This is a genomic window from Nocardioides albus, from assembly GCF_014648255.1.
In the GTDB taxonomy this organism is placed as follows: Bacteria; Actinomycetota; Actinomycetes; order Propionibacteriales; family Nocardioidaceae; genus Nocardioides; species Nocardioides albus.
The window spans coordinates 113612-131316 of the sequence record NZ_BMQT01000004.1 but is presented as its reverse complement, the minus strand read 5'-3'; the positions used below and the strand labels follow the sequence as shown (position 1 = coordinate 131316).

The window sequence follows — 17705 nt, the reverse complement described above, 5'->3', positions numbered from 1 at the left end:
TCACCCGGCCTCGATCGACCCGCTGAAGCCGCGTCACCGCCGGAGCTCGTTCATCCACTCTGTGTGACGTCGCCGGCAGCAGAGAGCCGTAGCTTCAACCGATCTCAGTCCATCGAATCGGAACGCCAGGCGACCACGGAGGAACGACATGAACCCTGTCATCCAGCGATCCGTGCTGCCCATCCCCGATCCGCTTCATGTCGGTGTCACGACGTACGACGCAAAGGACCCGGACACGTCGTACCCGCCGATCGAGCCGCTGCGTCCTCCCACAGAGGCACCCAACGTCCTGGTCGTGCTCGTCGATGACGCGGGCTTCGGCTCCTCCTCCGCGTTCGGGGGTCCCATCAACACGCCCAGCTTCGAACGGCTGGCGGCGGACGGGTTGCGCTTCACCAGGTTCCACACCACCGCGCTCTGCTCTCCGACGCGGCAGGCTCTGCTGACCGGTCGCAATCCCCACTCGGTCGGCATGGGCGGCATCACTGAGATCGCGACCTCCGCGCCCGGGTACAGCTCGATACGACCGAAGTCGATGGCCCCGCTGGCTGAGATCCTCAAGCTCAACGGATATTCCACGGCTCAGTTCGGCAAGTGTCATGAGGTCCCCGCCTGGCAGACCAGCCCGATCGGACCCTTCGATGCGTGGCCGACCGGGGGCGGAGGCTTCGAGCACTTCTACGGTTTCATCGGCGCCGAGACCAACCAGTGGGACCCGGCGATCTACCAGGACACGGTCCCGATCGAGCCGGAGCGGACAGAGGGCAAGGAGTATCACTTCACCGAGGATCTGACCGACCGGGCGATCGCGTGGATCACCCAGCAGAAGGCCCTGGCGCCGGACAAACCGTTCTTCGCCTACTTCGCCCCCGGCGCCACCCACGCCCCGCATCACGTGCCCCAGGAGTACGCCGACCGCTACGCCGGCCGCTTCGACGCCGGATGGGACGTGCTGCGCGAGGAGAGCGTCGAGCGGCAACGGCAGGCCGGGGTGATCCCGGTCGACGCGGAGCTCACCCCGCGCCCGGAGGAGATCCCGGCATGGGAGGACATGCCTGAGGGCCTCAAGCCGGTGCTGGCCCGGCAGATGGAGGTGTACGCCGGATTCCTGGAGCACACCGACGAGCACGTCGGACGGCTGATCGATTCGCTCGGCGAGTTGGGCGTCCTGGACGACACCCTCGTCTACCTGATCATCGGCGACAACGGCGCATCGGCCGAGGGCACCCTCAACGGCACGTTCAACGAGGCGATCACCCTGAACGGCTTCAGCGCTCTCGAGACCGTCGAGTTCATGTCCAGCCGGATCGACGACTTCGGGACGCCACGCGCGAACAACCACTACGCCGTGGGCTGGGCGCACGCCATGAACGCGCCGTACCAGTGGACCAAGCAGGTCGCGTCGCACTGGGGCGGAACCCGCAACGGCGCTATCGTCCACTGGCCCAACGGGATCTCGGCCGGCGGCGGGATCCGTAGCCAGTTCGCGCACATCATCGACGTCGCGCCGACGGTCCTGGAAGCCGCGCACCTGCCGCACCCATCGTTCGTGCACGGGATCCAGCAGGCCGCTCTCGAGGGCGTCAGCATGCTGTACACCTTTGATGACGCCGGAGCGCCCGAACGTCACGAGACGCAGTACTTCGAGATGTTCGTCAACCGCGGCATCTACCACCAGGGGTGGACCGCTGTGACCAGACACTCCACCCCGTGGAAGTCCGGTGAGAAGCTGCCTCAGCTCGACGACGACATCTGGGAGCTCTATGCCCCGGACGACTGGACACAGGCCCGGAACGTAGCTCACGACCACCCCGACCGGCTGCGCCACCTGCAGCGGTTGTTCATGATCGAGGCAGGGAAGTACAACGTCTTCCCGCTGGATGACCGCAAGTTCGAGCGCTTCAACGCCGACCTCGCTGGGCGCCCCCAGCTCATCAAGGGCAACACCCAGAAGATCTCCGGCGGCATGGGGCGACTCTCCGAGAACAGCGTCATCAACCTCAAGAACAAGAGTCACTCCGTCACCGCGGAGGTCGAGGTCTCTGCCACCGGCGCGGATGGTGTCATCGTGTCGCAGGGTGGTCGGTTCGGCGGCTGGGTCCTGTACGTCCACGACGGCAGGCTTGCCTACTGCTACAACCTGCTCGGTCTGCAGCTGTTCAAGATCTACGGGGACGCCGATCTCACGCCCGGCGACCACCAGGTGCGGATGGAGTTCGCCTACGACGGCGGCGGACTGGCGAAGGGGGGCGAGGCCACCCTCTACGTCGACGGCTCTCCCGTCGGGCGCGGCCGGGTCGACGCCACCCAGCCGATGATCTTCTCAGGCGACGAGACCACTGACGTCGGCGATGACACCGCCACACCGGTCAGCGACGACTACACCTCGGCTGCGAGCAGGTTCAAGGGCCACGTTCGATGGGTCCAGATCGACGTCGACGAAGCCGCCGAAGACGCCGACCACCTGCTCACCGCCGAGGAGCAATACCGAGTCGCGGTGGCCCGCCAGTAGTGGGCTCTCGGCTGCCGGCCGCCGGCAAAGCGCTTCATTGACTCTGTGTGAAGCGGCCCGGAGCCGAGAACCGTAGCTTCAGGGATCTCGGACCACCGAAACGGAACCCCTTGGCATCCCCGGAGGAACGCCATGAGTCATGACCACCACGCTCGCACGATGCTGCCGATCCCGGACCGCCCCGTAGGAGGTCTGACGACGTACGACGCCAAGGATCCGGACACGTCCTACCCACAGATCGAGCCGCTCAGGCCGCCGGACAACGCGCCGAACGTGCTCGTCATCCTGCTCGACGACGTCGGATTCGGCGCCTCCAGCGCGTTCGGCGGCCCCTGCGCCACGCCGACCGCCGAACGGCTCGCTGCTGGCGGACTGCGCTTCAACAGATTCCATACCACGGCGCTGTGCGCGCCCACCCGGCAGGCGTTGCTGACGGGTCGCAACCACCACTCGGTCGGGATGGGCTCCATCACCGAGACCGCCACCTCGGCGCCGGGCAACAGCTCGCTGCGCCCTAACACCAAGGCACCTCTGGCGATGACCTTGAAGCTGAACGGCTACTCGACCGCCCAGGTCGGCAAGTGCCACGAAGTGCCGGTCTGGCAGTCCTCCCCGATGGGACCGTTCGACGCCTGGCCGTCCGGCGGCGGTGGATTCGAGACCTTCTACGGCTTCATCGGCGGGGAGAACAACCAGTGGGACCCCGCCCTCTACGACGGCACCACGCCCGTCGAGCCACCGGCCACCGAGGGCTACCACCTCACCGAGGACCTCACCGACCGGGCGGTGGGGTGGATGCGGCAGCAGAAGGCACTCATGCCCGACAAGCCGTTCTTCGTCTACTACGCGCCTGGCGCGACCCACGCCCCGCACCACGTACCCAAGGACTGGATCGACAAGTACGCCGGCAAGTTCGACGACGGCTGGGACGTCCAGCGCGAACGCACCTATGCCCGTCAGAAGGAGCTCGGGATCATCCCGGCGGAGGCGGAGCTGACCGCCCGTCACGCGGAGATCCCCGCTTGGGCGGACATGCCTGACGAGCTCAAGCCGGTCCTGGCCCGGCAGATGGAGGTCTACGCCGGCTTCCTCGAGCACACCGACCACCACGTCGGCCGGCTCATCGACGCGCTGGAGGATCTCGAGATCCTCGACGACACCATCATCTACTACATCATCGGCGACAACGGCGCCTCCGCCGAAGGCACGGTCAACGGCGCCTTCAACGAGATGGCCAACTTCAACGGCATGGCCGCTCTCGAGACCCCCGAATTCATGCGGGCGAAGATGGATGACTTCGGCTCACCCAGCTCCTACAACCACTACTCCGTCGGCTGGGCATGGGCGATGAACACCCCGCTGCAATGGACCAAGCAGGTCGCCTCCCACTGGGGCGGCACCCGCAACGGCACCATCGTGCACTGGCCCGGCGGGATCGCCGAGCGCGGTGGCATCCGCTCGCAGTTCACCCACGTCATCGACGTGGCCCCCACGATCCTCGAGGCGGCGGGCCTGCCGGAACCGACGATGGTCAACGGTGTCTTGCAGTCGCCGATGGAGGGCACGTCCATGATGTACGCCCTCCGCGACCCCGCAGCACCGGAGAGGCACGCCCTGCAGTACTTCGAGATGTTCGGCAACCGCGGCATCTACCACCAGGGTTGGAGCGCTGTCACCAAGCACAAGACGCCGTGGATCATGGTCGGCGGGGAGATGCCCGCGTTCGACGACGACGTCTGGGAGCTCTACGACGGGAGCGTCGACTTCAGCCAGGCCCACAACCTCGCCGCCGAGCAGCCGGACCGACTCGAGGCGCTGAAGCGGCTCTGGCTGATCGAGGCGACCAAGTTCAACGTCCTCCCGCTGGACGACCGCAGTGCCGAACGGGTGAACCCGGAGATCGCGGGACGACCGACCCTGATCCGGGGGAGCTCCCAGCTCTTCTACCCCGGGATGGGACGACTCTCGGAGAACAGCGTCGTCAGCATCAAGAACAAGTCGTTCTCCATCACCTCCGAGGTGACCATCCCGTCCGACGACGTGACCGGTGTGATCATCGCGCAGGGTGGCCGGTTCGGCGGGTGGGCCGTCTACTTCGCGAAGAGCCGAGCGGTGTTCACGTACAACGTGCTGGGCATCCACTCGTTCACCACCGAGGCCGACCGTGAGCTCACCGAGGGCACCCATCAGGTACGGCTGGAGTTCGCGTACGACGGTGGCGGGCTGGCGAAGGGCGGCGATGTCAGCCTCTACTACGACGGCGAACAGGTCGGCGCCGGGCGGGTCGAGGCGACCCAGCCGATGATCTTCTCCGCCGACGAGACCACCGACATCGGCCACGAGACCGGCACCACCGTCACGACCGACTACACCACCGCAACGAGTCGGTTCACCGGCAAGATCCACTGGGTCCAGCTCGACACCGGCGCCGACGACCACGACCACTTCATCGATCCCGAGGAGAGGCTCCGGGTCGCCATGGCCAGGCAGTAGCCGGCGGCGACGGCCGTCCGGCCCGCGGGATCGGTCCAGGCGGTTCGCTACGCCAGGAACCAGCCCTCCGGAGGCGTCCCGCCCCGTTCGGCCGCCTGCTCGGAACCGGACGGATCGTCGTCGGTGACCGTGATGGACGGGGTGGACGGGGTGGACGGGGTGGACGGGCCGGACACGGTCGGGCAGCTCTCGGCCGGCGTACCTGATCGCCGGGGATCGTCCTCGCTCTGCGGCTCAGCGGTCACTGGCCGAGCTCGCGAAGGAAGATGTCCGCGAGCCCGTTGGTGTCGCCGCGGACCAGGTTGGCCGCGTAGCTCCGGAAGGCTGCGTACCGACCATCGGCGCTGATGTCCACCGAGTCCGAGGTTGCATCGCCGTGCGTCCCGTCGCCGGAAGCCGACAGCAGCTCGGTGGTGCCACTGACCCGGTCGCGGACGAAGACGTCGCGGCGTCCGTTGGCGTCATCGGCCACCAGGGTCGTGGCCAGGCTCTCGAACACCACCCGCCGGCCGTCATCGCTGACCGATGCCTGGCTGGAGAAACCGTCCCCCTCCGTCCCGTCCCGGGAGACGGAGACACGCTCGGTCTTCCCGGACTGACGGTCGTGCAGGAACACGTCTGAGGTTCCGTTGCTGTCACCTGGGGCCAGGTTCGAGGCGACGCTGTTGAACACCACGAACCGTCCGTCCGAGCTCAGCGAGGGGAACATCGAGCCGGCGTTGGACTGGACACCGTCGGCACCCAGCGAGACCCGCTCGGTGGTCCCGGTCTGCCGGTCGCGGACGAACACATCCTGAGCACGGTTGGTGTCGTCGGCCACCAGGTTGGTCGCACTGCTGTAGTACGCGACGTACCGTCCGTCCGAGCTGATGCTCGCCGCGTACGAGAGGCCGTTGCCGCCCGCGCCGGCGGCGGTCACGGAGACCATCTCGATGGCACCGGTCACCCGGTCGCGGACGAACACGTCCGGCCGGCCGTTGGTGTCGCCAGGGACGAGGTTGGTGGCAGAGCTGTCGAACGCGACGTACCGACCGTCCCCGCTCACCGCCGGTCGGTCGGAGTGCGCGTTGGCCTCGGTGCCGTCGCTCGCGACGGAGACCCGCTCGGTGGTTCCGATCTCGCGGTCGCGCAGGAAGATGTCGCTGGTGTCGTTGCTGTCGTCGCCGACGAGGTTCGTCGACAGGCTGTCGTACGCCACGTACCGGCCATCGGCGCTCAGAGACACCAGGGTCGAGGTGTCGTTGCCCTCGGTGCCGTCGCTCGCGACCGAGGCGCGCTCGACGACCCCGGTCGTCCGGTCCGCGACGAAGACGTCCCGACGACCGTTGCCATCTCCCGGAACCAGGGTCGTGGCTGGGCTGTAGAACGCCACGTAGCGACCGTCACCACTCACCGACGGCCCGGAGGCGTCCAGGTTGCCCTCGGTGCCGTCAGCGGCCGTCGACACTCGCCGGACTTTGCACCGTGGCAGGCTGAAGTCGAGGGTCGTCGGCTCGTCCACGACCACCTGCTGGGACAGCGGGTCGCTGCACCCTCCGACGGCCACGGCGGTTGCGGTGTGCGTACCCTTCGGCACGCTGGCGAAGATGTAGGAGCCCTCGGCATCGGTGGTGACCGGTGCGACGTTCGTCGCGTCGATCCGCACCGTGGCGTTGGCGACCGCTGCGCCGTCGGCGTCACGTACGTGCCCTGACACCGGGTGTGCCGCTCCCTGCGCGGCGAACTCAAAGAAGGCCCGGTGCTGCACCCCGTCAGTGCGGGTCACGACGAGCTCGCGACACGTACGTCCCCACTCCTTCAGCGTCTTCCAGCCGTAGGTGTAGCGGCCCGTCGCCGCGTCGAAGGAGAGTCCCTTGCCAGCCGGCACCGTCTCTTCCGGCAGCGGCCGTGGAGTGATCTGCTCGGCGCGAGGATCCTCCACGGCGAGCGTGCGGCAGTTCACCTGGCGCGAGTACGGCGAGCCTGCCAGGACGTCGAGTCCCTCGTCCCCACCGATGCTGAACTCCACCGACTGCGCCGATCCGGCCGTGGCCAGGTTGAGCGCCGGCTCGGCTGCCAGGCCCTCGAAACCGGCTCGACAGTCCGGGTGCGTGTCGAAGGCCTCCTGGTTGTCGTCGCGGTCGAAGCTGCTGCCCTGGGTGGCGCTGAAGCCGAGCCCGCGACGGGCGAAGGCGCTCCAGATCGTACAGGTGTCATCGCCGTCGCTGAGCTCGTCGGCGGCCGCGATGATGCCGTCGCGCGAGTCGAGGAGTCCCGGGTAGCAACCCTGGAACTTCAGTCCCTCGATCACGTACTGGATCGCCCGGTTGTTGCCACCGGTGCTCCACTCGTCGTAGACGTCCGGGTTGAAACCGTGCTTGTCGATCAGGTCCCAGGTCATGTCCCACAGCACCGCTGCCCAGCCGTGGCCGATGCCGTGGGGCGCCTTCAGCGTCGAGCCGTCGAGCCAGCCCTTGGTCTTGATGCTGTCGTAGGTGAACGGCTGGATGGTCATGTCACGCGAGTACGGCGCGGGGCGGATCCCCGCGCTGTGCCGGTCGGTGCCATACGTCACGTAGCCGCCCACCCCGCGCGGGCCGTCGGGGTCGTCGACCGCGGGGTCGAGCAGCATCGCCAACGCCAGGAAGTCGCTCCAGCCCTCTCCTGCCTGCTCGTCGCCGCCGAGGCAGTTGACGGTGGGACCGCCGGTGAGCCGGGTGGAGATCCCGTGCGCGTACTCGTGGACGATGATGCCGGCGTCGAGGTCGCCGTCACGGATGCCCGGGTGGTCGGGGTGCTGGCGGACCGTCACGGCGACGTCTCCCGCAGAAGCCTTGATCGTGGCGCCGTCGCTCTGGGTCACGCTGACCATCGGGATCTCGACGCGCGGTCCGCTCAGCGGCCCGTCGACCACGACCAGGTCCTCGGAGGCCACTGCGACGATGACCGCAGCGGCGCCGAGCTCCTGCGCGACCTGACCACGCTGCTGGAAGGTGCACATGCTCTCGGGGTTGCTGCCGCTGTCGACCACAGCCGTCCATGGCTGGGACGGCAGCGTCTGCGGGTACTGGCCGGCGTCGCAGCCGGTGCCGCCGTGGACGAGGGTGTCGGCCGTGACCCCCTCGCTCGTCGGGGCCGGGGCGAACCGGGACCAGCTCGCGTCGAACGACCCGACGCCGTCGACCACGACCTGGTTCTGGGCCCCGAACTGGTCGCCGGGCCACAGATACATCTGCATCCGCGGCTGCTCGCTACCGTCGACCGCCGGCGAGGCGAAGTTCGCGTTGTTGACGCCAGCGCCGTCGGCGGCCTCGGCGAGGACCGCGTCTCCGCCAGCACCTCCGCGGCCGTAGTTGTTGGCCGAGAAGTTGCCGGCCGCCTCGTCGAACCCATAGCCGTAGGCGATGTCGTGGACGATGTTGTTCCAGTAGAACAGGTTGGTCACCGCGGCGTCGCGATAGTTCTGGGCGTGACCGTCGAGGTCGGCCTCGGCGTCGAAGGTCAGGTCCTCGCCGCCGTCGACGACCCACGTCTGGTCCCGGTTGTTGTCACCGTTCTCGTCGAGGTACGCGGCGACGTTGTTGCCGTCGGTGGTGGTGTGCTCGGCTCCGGGCTCGCCGTCCGTGTCGTGCCAGCCGTGCGGTGACGCGGTCGAGTCGGCCGGGTTGGACACCAGGGCCCGAGGCCCCTCGAGCGGGCTCTCGCCCGTCACCACCCGGTACGTCGCGCCGTCCTCGACCGGGTCCGGCGACCCGTCCATCGCACGACGTGCCTCGGTAGCCACTCGCGGTGACCCGGCAGGTGCCGACCGGCCCAGTCGATGGCTGAGGTCGGTGACGGTGTCGTGAGAGGTCCAGTCCTCGACCTTGAGCACGCCACCGGTCTGGGCGTCGACCGTCGTGTTCCACAGGCTGGCGTTGTCCGGGTCGTCCAGGACCAGCTGCCAGGCCATCCGTAGCCCGTCGGCGGTCGGCTGCCATCCCACCCGGGCCGGGATCGGGTCGTCGGAGACGCCACCACCGGACAGCACGGTCTTGCGGGACTGTCCCTTCGGCTGGCTGGTCACCCGTACACCGCGCGGGCGGCCGATGTCGAGACGCTCCGACGCCGAGCGCGCGGCTGCGACGGCATCGAGATCGGTGCGGCCAGAGGTGTCGGCCAGGCCACCGACGAGGCTCTCGCCGACGAACAGGACCTCGCCGTCGGCGGCGACGTTGACGGTCGCGTACGCACCGAACACCTCGAGCCCACGCTGCCGCTGGCTCAGCGTGACGTGGGTGACGCCACTGTCCTCGCTGACGTACGCGCTGGCGACGGTGAGCTCGTCCACATCCGACTTCGTGAGCCGGTAGTCGCCCGGGTGGCCCTTGATGTGGGCGGTCGCGATCTCGATCGCCTCCGCCCGGGCAACCGGGCCAGCCTTCGCCGACGCGCTGGTGGCGCTGGCGACGGTGGGGACGGGAGCCGCCTCGGCTCCGACCGCGGACATCGCGCCGGCCGCGATCAGACTCATCACGGTCGCGACCCGGACCGGCTGCCTCAGACGTACCATCAGTGCTGCTCCTGCCTCGAAAGGTGCCTGCGCGAGTATGCGACGCGCCGCGGACCGGGCACCATGGGGATAAACCCCCAAGGATCGCTCAGGCGGGCGGTTCGACCTCGGACAGCCGGACCGCCAGCGCCACCCGGGTCGGCGTCTCGAGCTTCCGCTTGGCCGCGCTGACGTGCTTCTCCACGGTCTTCACGGACAGGTGGAGCTCGCGCGCGATCTGCTGGTCGGTCAGGCCCGCCGCAGCGAGCTCGGCCACCTGCCGCTCGCGCGGGGAGAGCTGGGAACCGTAGCCGTACCGTCCGCCTCGATGGCGACCTGGGACCGGCACCCCGATCCGGCGGCCCAGCCGGCTGGCCCGAGACATGTCCCACTCCGCCCCGAGGCTCTCGTACGCAGCCAGCGCTGTGCTCATCAGGTCCTTGGCCGCGGCGTCGCCGAGCTCGTGGTGACAGCAGGCCGCCTGCTCGGCCGCCTGCGCGGCCTCGTAGGGGAAGTCGAATCGTCGATAGTGGTCAGCGGCGGCCGAGAACAACCGCGCGGCATCCGCCCAGTCGGCGGCCGCGGCCGCGAGATGCCCACCCGAATGAGCGAAGACCGCCGGCGCGAGCAGGCCCTCCAAGCCCTCCACCGCAGCAGTGACCCGAGCCATCATGGCTCGGGCCTCGTCGACCCGGCCCGCGGTACAGAGCGCCTCCACGTACGGTGGGACGGCGCGGAGGGCGGGCACCCAGATGCCCATCGACTCGGCACCCCGGAGGACGTCCTCACCGACCCCGGCGGCCTCGGTCACCTCTCCCCGGGCGACCTGCAGGCGGATGAGTGCCGCGGCCGGGACCGGCAGGACATCGAGATCGTTGAGCTCCTCGGCTCGCCGCACGACGGCGGTCAGTCCCGCCATCGCGGTGTCGAGGTCGCCGCGGGCCAGGGCAAGGGCTCCGGCGACGGCCTCGACCACCAGCCGGCCCGAGGCGTATCCATCGAGCTCGTCGACCAGGACACGGACCTGCTCGTCGAGCCCCTCCCAACGTCCGCGGCTGTAGTCCAGCAGTGCCACCGAGCGGCGGACCCGGAGCTCGAGACGATGGCTCTCGCACGCGGCGGCCCCACGCAGGCCTGCGCTCAGCAGCCGCTCGGCGACGACATGATGACCGGAGTAACAGGCCTCGAGCCCCACCGAGTCATAGGCGTTGACCTCTCCTCGGCGTTGCGGCGACCCGCCGGTCTGCTCCTCCATCCGATCGACCAGGTGGCGCCACGCCGGGTCACCCAAGGCGACGAGCACCATCGCGGCCTTGCCCCACATGAAGACGCGAGACACCGGGTCCTCGATGCGCGGCACGATCTCGAGCGAGCGGTGAAGCCAGTGCAGAAGCTCGGCCGGCTCGACACCTGGGACCGTCGGGATACCGAGGCCGACCATCGCCCACGCCTGCAGGTCCGGGCGATGGCCGAGGTCGTCGACCGCGTCGGCGTAGAGCTGCCGGCGTAGCACCGGGTCACCGCCGACCTGGGAGAGCAGCACCGAGAGCGAGAGCCGGAGCTCGCCACGGGCCGGCGCCGGCAACGGCTCCTCGAGGACGCTCGCCAGCAGGCCCGTCACGTCGGGTGCGGCATGGATGGCCTCGACCGCCGCCTGCCCGAGCTTCACGGCAAGTCTGGCGCGTATCTCGGCGTCGAGGTCCGCTTCACGCAGTACGTCGGCGAGCAACCGGACCGCCTGCCCGTCGTTGCGCAGCGTCATCGCCTGGTCAGCGGCGCGTTCTGCGGCCTCAGCCCATGCCGCCGACCGTCCGGTCTCCCGCAGGTGGTGCGCGATCTGACCGATCGCCGGGTCGCCCAGCTCCTGCAGTGCCGCTGCGGCCCGGGAGTGGATCTGCCGGCGGCGCGGCCCGGGGATCGCGTCATAGACCGCTTGGGCGGCCAACGGGTGCCGGAAGCCGAGATTCGCGCCGTCCTCGAAGAGCAGACCGGACCGCAGCGCCTCCTCCAGAGCATCGAGGAGTACGTCGCCGCCGCAGTCCGCGCTCGCCTGCAGCACGTGCGGTGGCTGCGCGGTCTGGAGCACGGCCGCGGCCTCCGCCACCGTGCGCGCCGCCGGGGACAACCTGCCGGCGCGTTCCAGGACGGTGTCGCGGATTCGGTCCGGCACGTCGAGCTCGTCGAGTGCCCGGCGTATCCATTGGCTACCGTGCTGGGCCAGCGATCCACGGGCCTGCAACAACGCGAGCAACTCCTCGATCGCGAACGGCAGCCCTGCGGTCCGTTCCCACAGATAGGTCGCGAACTCCTCCGAAAGGGTGTCCGTGTCGAGGATCGCCGAGGCGAGCAGCCGGGTCTGCGGTGGGGTCAGTGATGACAGGCCGATCTGGACCTGGCCGACCTCGGCCGGGACCCGTCCCAGAACGGTGCGGGTCGGCGGCGCCACCTCCGCACCGCGGTAGGTCAGCACCAGCCCGAGCCGGGGTGGCGGGTCGCTCACCAGATAGTCGATGAACTCCACGGTCTGCTCGTCGGCCCAGTGCAGATCCTCGAGCACCAGCACCATCTCACCCAGAGCCTCGATGACCTCGACCAACCCGCGGAACACCCTGTGCCGTTCGGCAACATGGTCGTCGAGCCCCGGGGGCAGCGGCGGAAGGACCGACGACAGCTCCGGGAGCAGTGGACGTACGGCTCCAGCGACCGGCGACAGCGCTGCGATCTGCAGCGCCTCGCCATGCCGTCGCAGGCTCTCGACGACCGGCCCGAGCGGGAACGGCTCACCGATGCTGCGGCACCGTCCGACGGCGAACCGGCGCCCTGCGTACGCCGGGTGCGTGCGGAGCTCGTCGATGAGCCGAGTCTTGCCGATCCCGGAGTCGCCCTCGATCACCGCGACTGCCGGTGTCGTGGCGAGGCCCGCCACCAGGTCGGACAGCTCGCGTTCACGCCCCACCAGGGTGGCCGAGGAAAGCCGGTTCGGCTGGCCTCGGCGCGGGTTCGCGGCGGGCGGGGAGGCACGCTCGTCGCCGCGTACTGCGCCTGTCTGCGACAGGTCGTGCTCCGGATCTCGCATCAGCTCAAACTATCGCCGAGGCGGCCGGACATGGTCCGACCGCCCCGGCAGATCGTGCTGATCTCGGCTCAGCAGCCTGCCTTGTCGAGGTCGAGTGCGGCCTCGACAGTCTTCCCTGCCTCGATCCGGACCCGCTGCGACTCGATGGAGTACCCCGGATAGGCAGCGGCAACCGTCAGCGGGTTGTGCTGCTTGTCGATCCAGCGGGCGAAGGTGCCATCCGCTCCGGTGGTGAACGTGCCGTCCATGCCTCGCGAGGTCAGCTGGACGGTCGCACCGCCGAGCGGGCGGGCCGAGCCGTCGCACGCGACGCCCTGGACGACCCCGGCGAGCTTGCCCCACGACTTCGGCGGGGTGACGACCATGTCGACCTCCACCTCCGACTGCTGGTAGGGCGTGCTCTCCAGGATCGCCAGACCGGCGCTGTACGTGCCGGGCTGGTCGACCGCGGGGTCGACGGTCACCGTGATGTCGACGCTCTCGCCCGGATCGACGGTGACCGAGCTCCGGTCCACGGAGAGCCAGCCGACGTCGGCGGTGCCGGCATCGCACTGGTCGTAGCCAGGCAGCATCTCGGCCGCCGTACCCGGGGTGTACCCCTGGGCGGACCCGCCGACCGAGTAGAACCCGCAGGCGGCACCACCGCGGTAGCGCACGTTGTTGGCACCGGGCATCCCCGACCAGGTGTTGGTCGTCGGGTCGTAGGCGAAGGCCTGGTTGGTGACCTGGCCCCGCTGGATGCCCCCGACCAGCACCAGCCGGTCGTTGGCGACGCTGTAGCCGCTGCCCCACACGTCCACCGGGACGTCGGCCTTCGGAGCCCAGGTGTCAGCACCCGGGTCGTAGGCGAACGTCTTGTTGGTCGTGCTCGACCCGATCCCGCCTGCGCAGTGAATCGTCCAGTCGATCGTGCCGCAAGCGGCGTAGGCGAGCGCCAGCGGATAGTCCGCACGCGGCTGCCACTCGTCGGCGACCGGGTCGTAGGCGACCACATCTGCCGTCATCGGGGCGCAGTCCGCCGTGGTGCAGCCGCCGATCGCGAACAGCTGGCCGTTGACCACCGCTCCCGAGGCCCCGGCCCGCGGAGCCGGGTTGAGGGCACCGGGCGACCAGGCGTCCGTGCCCGGGTCGTAGACCCAGGTGTCCCCCTGCGGCTTGTTGGCCACGTCCCAGCCGCCAGTGGCGACGATGTGGCCGTCGATGACACCCGCGGTCATGCCGCTGCGCGGCGCCGGCAGCGAAGCTGCCTCCGACCATGTCATGTCGGCCGGGTCGTAGACCCAGACCGCGGCGAGCGCCCCGGCGGAGCCGTACCCGGCGATCGAGTAGATCTTGCCGTCCAGACGAACCATCGCGTTGTCCATGACGGGCGTCGGGTAGTCGGCGATGCCGGTCCACGGCGCTGCCTGGGGCTGGGCCGTGAGCTCGACCTCAGCAGCCTTCGTCACCGCCCCGACGTGCACGGGGACGTCCAAGCGACGGACCGGAGCGCCCTCGGCAGAGCCGATCGCGTTTCGCGAGACTGTGCTGCCGTCGGCGGTCTGGAGGACGAAGCCGCGCTCACGCTCGCCGATCCGGACCTGGGCAGGCGCCGTCCCGGTGTTGGTCACGGTGATCTCTTGGGAATCGGAGGAGTCACCGAGGCCTCGGGTGATCTCGACCGAGTCGGTGCTCAGCGAGAGCCGCCCGGCCGCGAGCTCGACGTCCTTGACGGTCAGACCGTCCAGGGCCACCGTGTCGGTCCAGGTGGAGTACTTGGACGCGGCCACGGTCACGTGCTGGTCCCCGCTCCGGGGGCTGTAGAGCCAGTAAAAACCGTCCACGAGGTCGGCGTCCTCGGGGGTGGCCGCCGACTCCGTGGTGGCATCCCCGATCGATACGCGCGCTCCGACGACACCGTCACCGGTGTTCGCGTCGGTGACCGACCCGACCAGCATCGCGCCGTCCTCGTCGGGGACGCACCCGAACGACCGCTCCGAGGTGTCGGCCCAGCCCATCGCGTTCCAGAAGACCTTCTCGGACGCGTCCAGCCAGGACCCGGCTCCGCGGGCGTGCATCGAGAGCAGGACGTGCCGGTTGCCGGTCCGCTGCTGGACCGCGATGCCCGGGCCGGAGACGCCCCTGGTCTTGTCGCCGGCGCCGGCGAGCACCAGGACGCCCTCGCCGGTGTAGCCGGTGAACCAGGCCGTCTGCGCGCCGCCGAGGTGGTCGATCCTGTCGCCGACCTCGAGACCCTCGAGGATCGGGTGCTCCTGGGTCACCTCGTAGAAGGTGCCGGAGCCGCCCGTGTTGCGGCGCTGCAGCGAGACCGGGTTGCCGGTCGCCGCGGACAGCGAGGCGATCCCGTTGCCGAGCCCGAAGGCGAAGTCGGCGAAGACGATCCCGGTGCCGCTGGCGTCGGTGCGAGCCAGCAGGTCGCGGAAGGCGGCACTGTCCGGCAGGTTGTAGTTCGACATCCACACGACCAGGTCGTAGCCGTCGATCTGACCGAGCTGGGTGGTGGTGAAGGTGGTGTACTCGATTCCGTACGAGCCGAAGAAGTCCCGCACCTCGAAACCCGGGTCGTTGGTGACCACGGCGATCCGGGGCTGCTCCTGGTGATAGCCGGGAGCCACGCAGGGCCGCTGCTGGACGGGCACGGCCAGGTTCACGGTCGCGTCCTCGGACACCTCGATGCTCTTGGTGAGCTTCTCGTAGCCGGGGTAGTCCACATCGACCGAGAGGTCGTACGTCGTGCCCTCGGGCAGATCGAGGCTGAAGCTCCCGTCGCGCGGGTCGGTGTGCTGCGTCAGCTTCGGTGCACCGGCCACGCGCACCTCCGCGTAGAGAGGCCAGCCCTGGCCGGAGCCGTCCGTGACCGTGCCGGTGACGGTCGAGGTGGGCAGCGCACGCAGGGCGAAGTCCTGGGTGGTGGTCCCGCCCTCGGTCACGGTGACGGTCTCGGCCGCTTCCGCGAACCCGAAGGACGAGGCGGTCACGTCGTACTCACCGATCGGCAGGGTGGCCGCGAAGTGCCCCTGTCCGTCCACCGCGAGGTCGCGGTCGACGGCGTCGTCACCGGTGCCACCGGTCACGTGCACCGTCGCGTCGGCGAGCGGGGACCCGTCGGCGTCCTCGGTGACGTCGCCGGCCAGAGTGCCGATCGGACCACGGTCACCGGCCTCGAGCAGCGCCACCGCGTCGAGCCTGCCTTCGCCGTAGACGTTGTTGTCGTCGGCGGTGCCGCCGCACTGCAGATCCTCGGTGTCGATCGCGGTGCCGTCGAGCATCTCCTCGGTGGCGGCGAGGTCGCCGATCAGGTCGGGTTGGGCCGACCAGAGCAGGCCGAGGGCGCCAGCGACGTGCGGGGCGGCCATCGAGGTGCCGCTCTTCACACCGTAGGTCCCACCGGGGACGGCGGAGCGCACGTTGACGCCGGGCGCGGAGATGTTCGGCTTGATCCCGCCGTCCTGGCCGGAGCCACGGGAGGAGAACGAGCCGATCACGTTGTTCACGTCGTACGCGCCCACGGAGTAGTTGATCGTCCGCGAGCCGGGGGAGCCGGCAGTCTGGCACTCCGGACCGATGTTGCCGTTGGACCAGATCGCGAAGATCCCGGAGGCGGCCCACGCCGTCGAGATGTCCTCCATGAACGGGTCGTTGGAGGGCGCCTGGCTCCCCCACGAGTTGTTGATGATGTGCGGCCGCCGCGCGGGGTCCGCTCCGGTCCCGTCCGTCTTCGTCGGGGCGAGCATCCACTGCCCCGCCTCGATCAGGTCGACGTCGGAGCAGGTGGCACAGCCGTTGGCGGTGATCCAGGTCGCGCCCGGCGCGACCCCGATCTGGTTCGTACCACCGTCGGAGCCCACCATCGTGCCCATCGTGTGGGTGCCGTGGCCGTCCTTGTCGCAGGGGCCGTCGTCACAGCTGCTGTTGGTGTCCAGCCAGTTGTAGTCGTGCGTGAAGGTCCCGTCGCCGTTGTTGCCGCGGTACTGCTTCACGAGGGCCGGGTGGTCGTACTGCACGCCGCTGTCGATGTTGGCGATCACGATGCCCTTGCCGGTGTCACCGTCGGCCCAGACCTGATCGGCCCTGATGTTGGTCACGCCCCACTCGACGGCCGCGGCGGTCGTCGCCCGGTCGGCCTTGACGTCGACCGGCTCGACGGGCTTGTACGTCTGGGTCGGCCACAATCCGTCGACAGCCGGCACGGCCGCCAGCGTCGCCACGAGCTCGTCCGAGCCGTTCTCGACGTACACCGCGTCGGTCGCCCAGAAGGTCCGGTACGTCACCTTGCGCTTCTCCAGCGCGGCGACGACCTCCTTCTGGTGCTCGGCGGCGCTCTTCTTCAGCTTCTCGACCACGTCCGCGCCGCGCTCGTCCCAGTCGCGGCCGGGGCCGGCGACACCCAGGTCGACGTCCCGCTCGAAACGGACCCAGAAGTCCGCGGTGCCGGTCTTGGCGAGCCGCTTCTCCAGACCCGGCTTGATCTTCTCCGCTGCCGTCTCCGGCGCCGGGTCGGCCTTCGCGCCGAGCGCGCCGCTCGCCAGGTTGCCGGGCGCCGCCGCCTGGGCCGCCGGGCCGAACCCGGTCAGCGCCGTCGTGGCCAGGAGCGCGGCGGTCGTGAGACCGACCCCGCGCAGCACACGAACTCTGGATCTCATCGCGGATCACCTGCCCCGGTCGGGGCAGGACGCCGTCTCGCGACGGGAGGACAGGACAGGGACATGGGGGAACCTCCACCGAAGATGAGCGAGGCGGACTCCGGTGTCCGCACATGATCCTTCGGAGTCTCGACCGCGGAGGGTCCCGCCACCATGGGGAAGAACCCCCAATGATTGCCACCCGGCGACGTCCGCGCAGCAAAGAACAAGGCCCGGATCGAAGGACCCGGGCCTTGCCTGTGGTGGTGCGCGAGGGGGGAGTTGAACCCCCACGTCCTTTCGGACACACGGACCTGAACCGTGCGCGTCTGCCTATTCCGCCACTCGCGCGTGCAGCAGAGGAAACGTTAGCCCACGCACACCCACCGCCCCAAAACGACGGCACCCCGCCAGCCTTGACGCTGGTGGTCACCGGATCGTGGGAGGATCGAAACCACGCAGAATGCGGGAAGTGGCAGATCCCCTAGGGTG

6 protein-coding genes and 1 tRNA gene are annotated in these 17705 nt (G+C 69.5%); 2 read left to right on the top strand and 5 right to left on the bottom strand.

Annotated elements, in window-relative coordinates:
• The first annotated feature begins 148 nt into the window (after positions 1–148).
• Positions 149–2512 carry an arylsulfatase gene (locus IEY84_RS09570; RefSeq protein WP_183542463.1) on the top strand — a complete coding sequence of 788 codons (2364 nt, stop codon included), beginning with the start codon at positions 149–151 and terminating at the stop codon, positions 2510–2512.
• Positions 2513–2644: 132 nt separating this feature from the next.
• Positions 2645–5005 carry an arylsulfatase gene (locus IEY84_RS09565; RefSeq protein WP_183542461.1) on the top strand — a complete coding sequence of 787 codons (2361 nt, stop codon included), beginning with the start codon at positions 2645–2647 and terminating at the stop codon, positions 5003–5005.
• A 47-nt stretch (positions 5006–5052) separates the two neighbouring features.
• Here the strand turns inward: IEY84_RS09565 and IEY84_RS26905 are convergent, their stop codons facing one another.
• From IEY84_RS26905 to IEY84_RS09545, 5 genes are all read right to left on the bottom strand, one after another.
• Complete coding sequence (locus IEY84_RS26905; RefSeq protein WP_260173333.1) at positions 5053–5181, bottom strand: hypothetical protein; 129 nt, start codon at positions 5179–5181, stop codon at positions 5053–5055.
• 65 nt (positions 5182–5246) lie between these two features.
• On the bottom strand, positions 5247–9536 hold the full coding sequence (locus tag IEY84_RS09560; RefSeq protein WP_183542459.1) for a M36 family metallopeptidase: 4290 nt from the start codon (positions 9534–9536) through the stop codon (positions 5247–5249).
• 88 nt (positions 9537–9624) lie between these two features.
• Positions 9625–12591: an ATP-binding protein gene (locus IEY84_RS09555; RefSeq protein WP_183542458.1), complete on the bottom strand. Its 2967-nt coding sequence runs from the start codon at positions 12589–12591 to the stop codon at positions 9625–9627.
• A gap of 68 nt (positions 12592–12659) precedes the next feature.
• Positions 12660–17234, bottom strand: coding sequence for a S8 family serine peptidase (locus IEY84_RS09550; RefSeq protein WP_183542457.1), 4575 nt, complete (start codon positions 17232–17234; stop codon positions 12660–12662).
• Between the two features lie 243 nt (positions 17235–17477).
• Positions 17478–17564: transfer RNA gene (locus IEY84_RS09545), tRNA-Leu, on the bottom strand.
• Positions 17565–17705 lie beyond the last annotated feature (141 nt).

Bases quoted from the DNA above. Each gene is read 5' to 3' on its own strand.
- IEY84_RS09570 (WP_183542463.1), top strand. From the start codon at position 149: ATGAACCCTGTCATCCAGCGATCCGTGCTGCCCATCCCCGATCCGCTT.
- IEY84_RS09550 (WP_183542457.1), bottom strand. From the start codon at position 17,234: ATGAGATCCAGAGTTCGTGTGCTGCGCGGGGTCGGTCTCACGACCGCC.
- IEY84_RS09555 (WP_183542458.1), bottom strand. From the start codon at position 12,591: ATGCGAGATCCGGAGCACGACCTGTCGCAGACAGGCGCAGTACGCGGC.
- IEY84_RS09560 (WP_183542459.1), bottom strand. From the start codon at position 9,536: ATGGTACGTCTGAGGCAGCCGGTCCGGGTCGCGACCGTGATGAGTCTG.
- IEY84_RS09565 (WP_183542461.1), top strand. From the start codon at position 2,645: ATGAGTCATGACCACCACGCTCGCACGATGCTGCCGATCCCGGACCGC.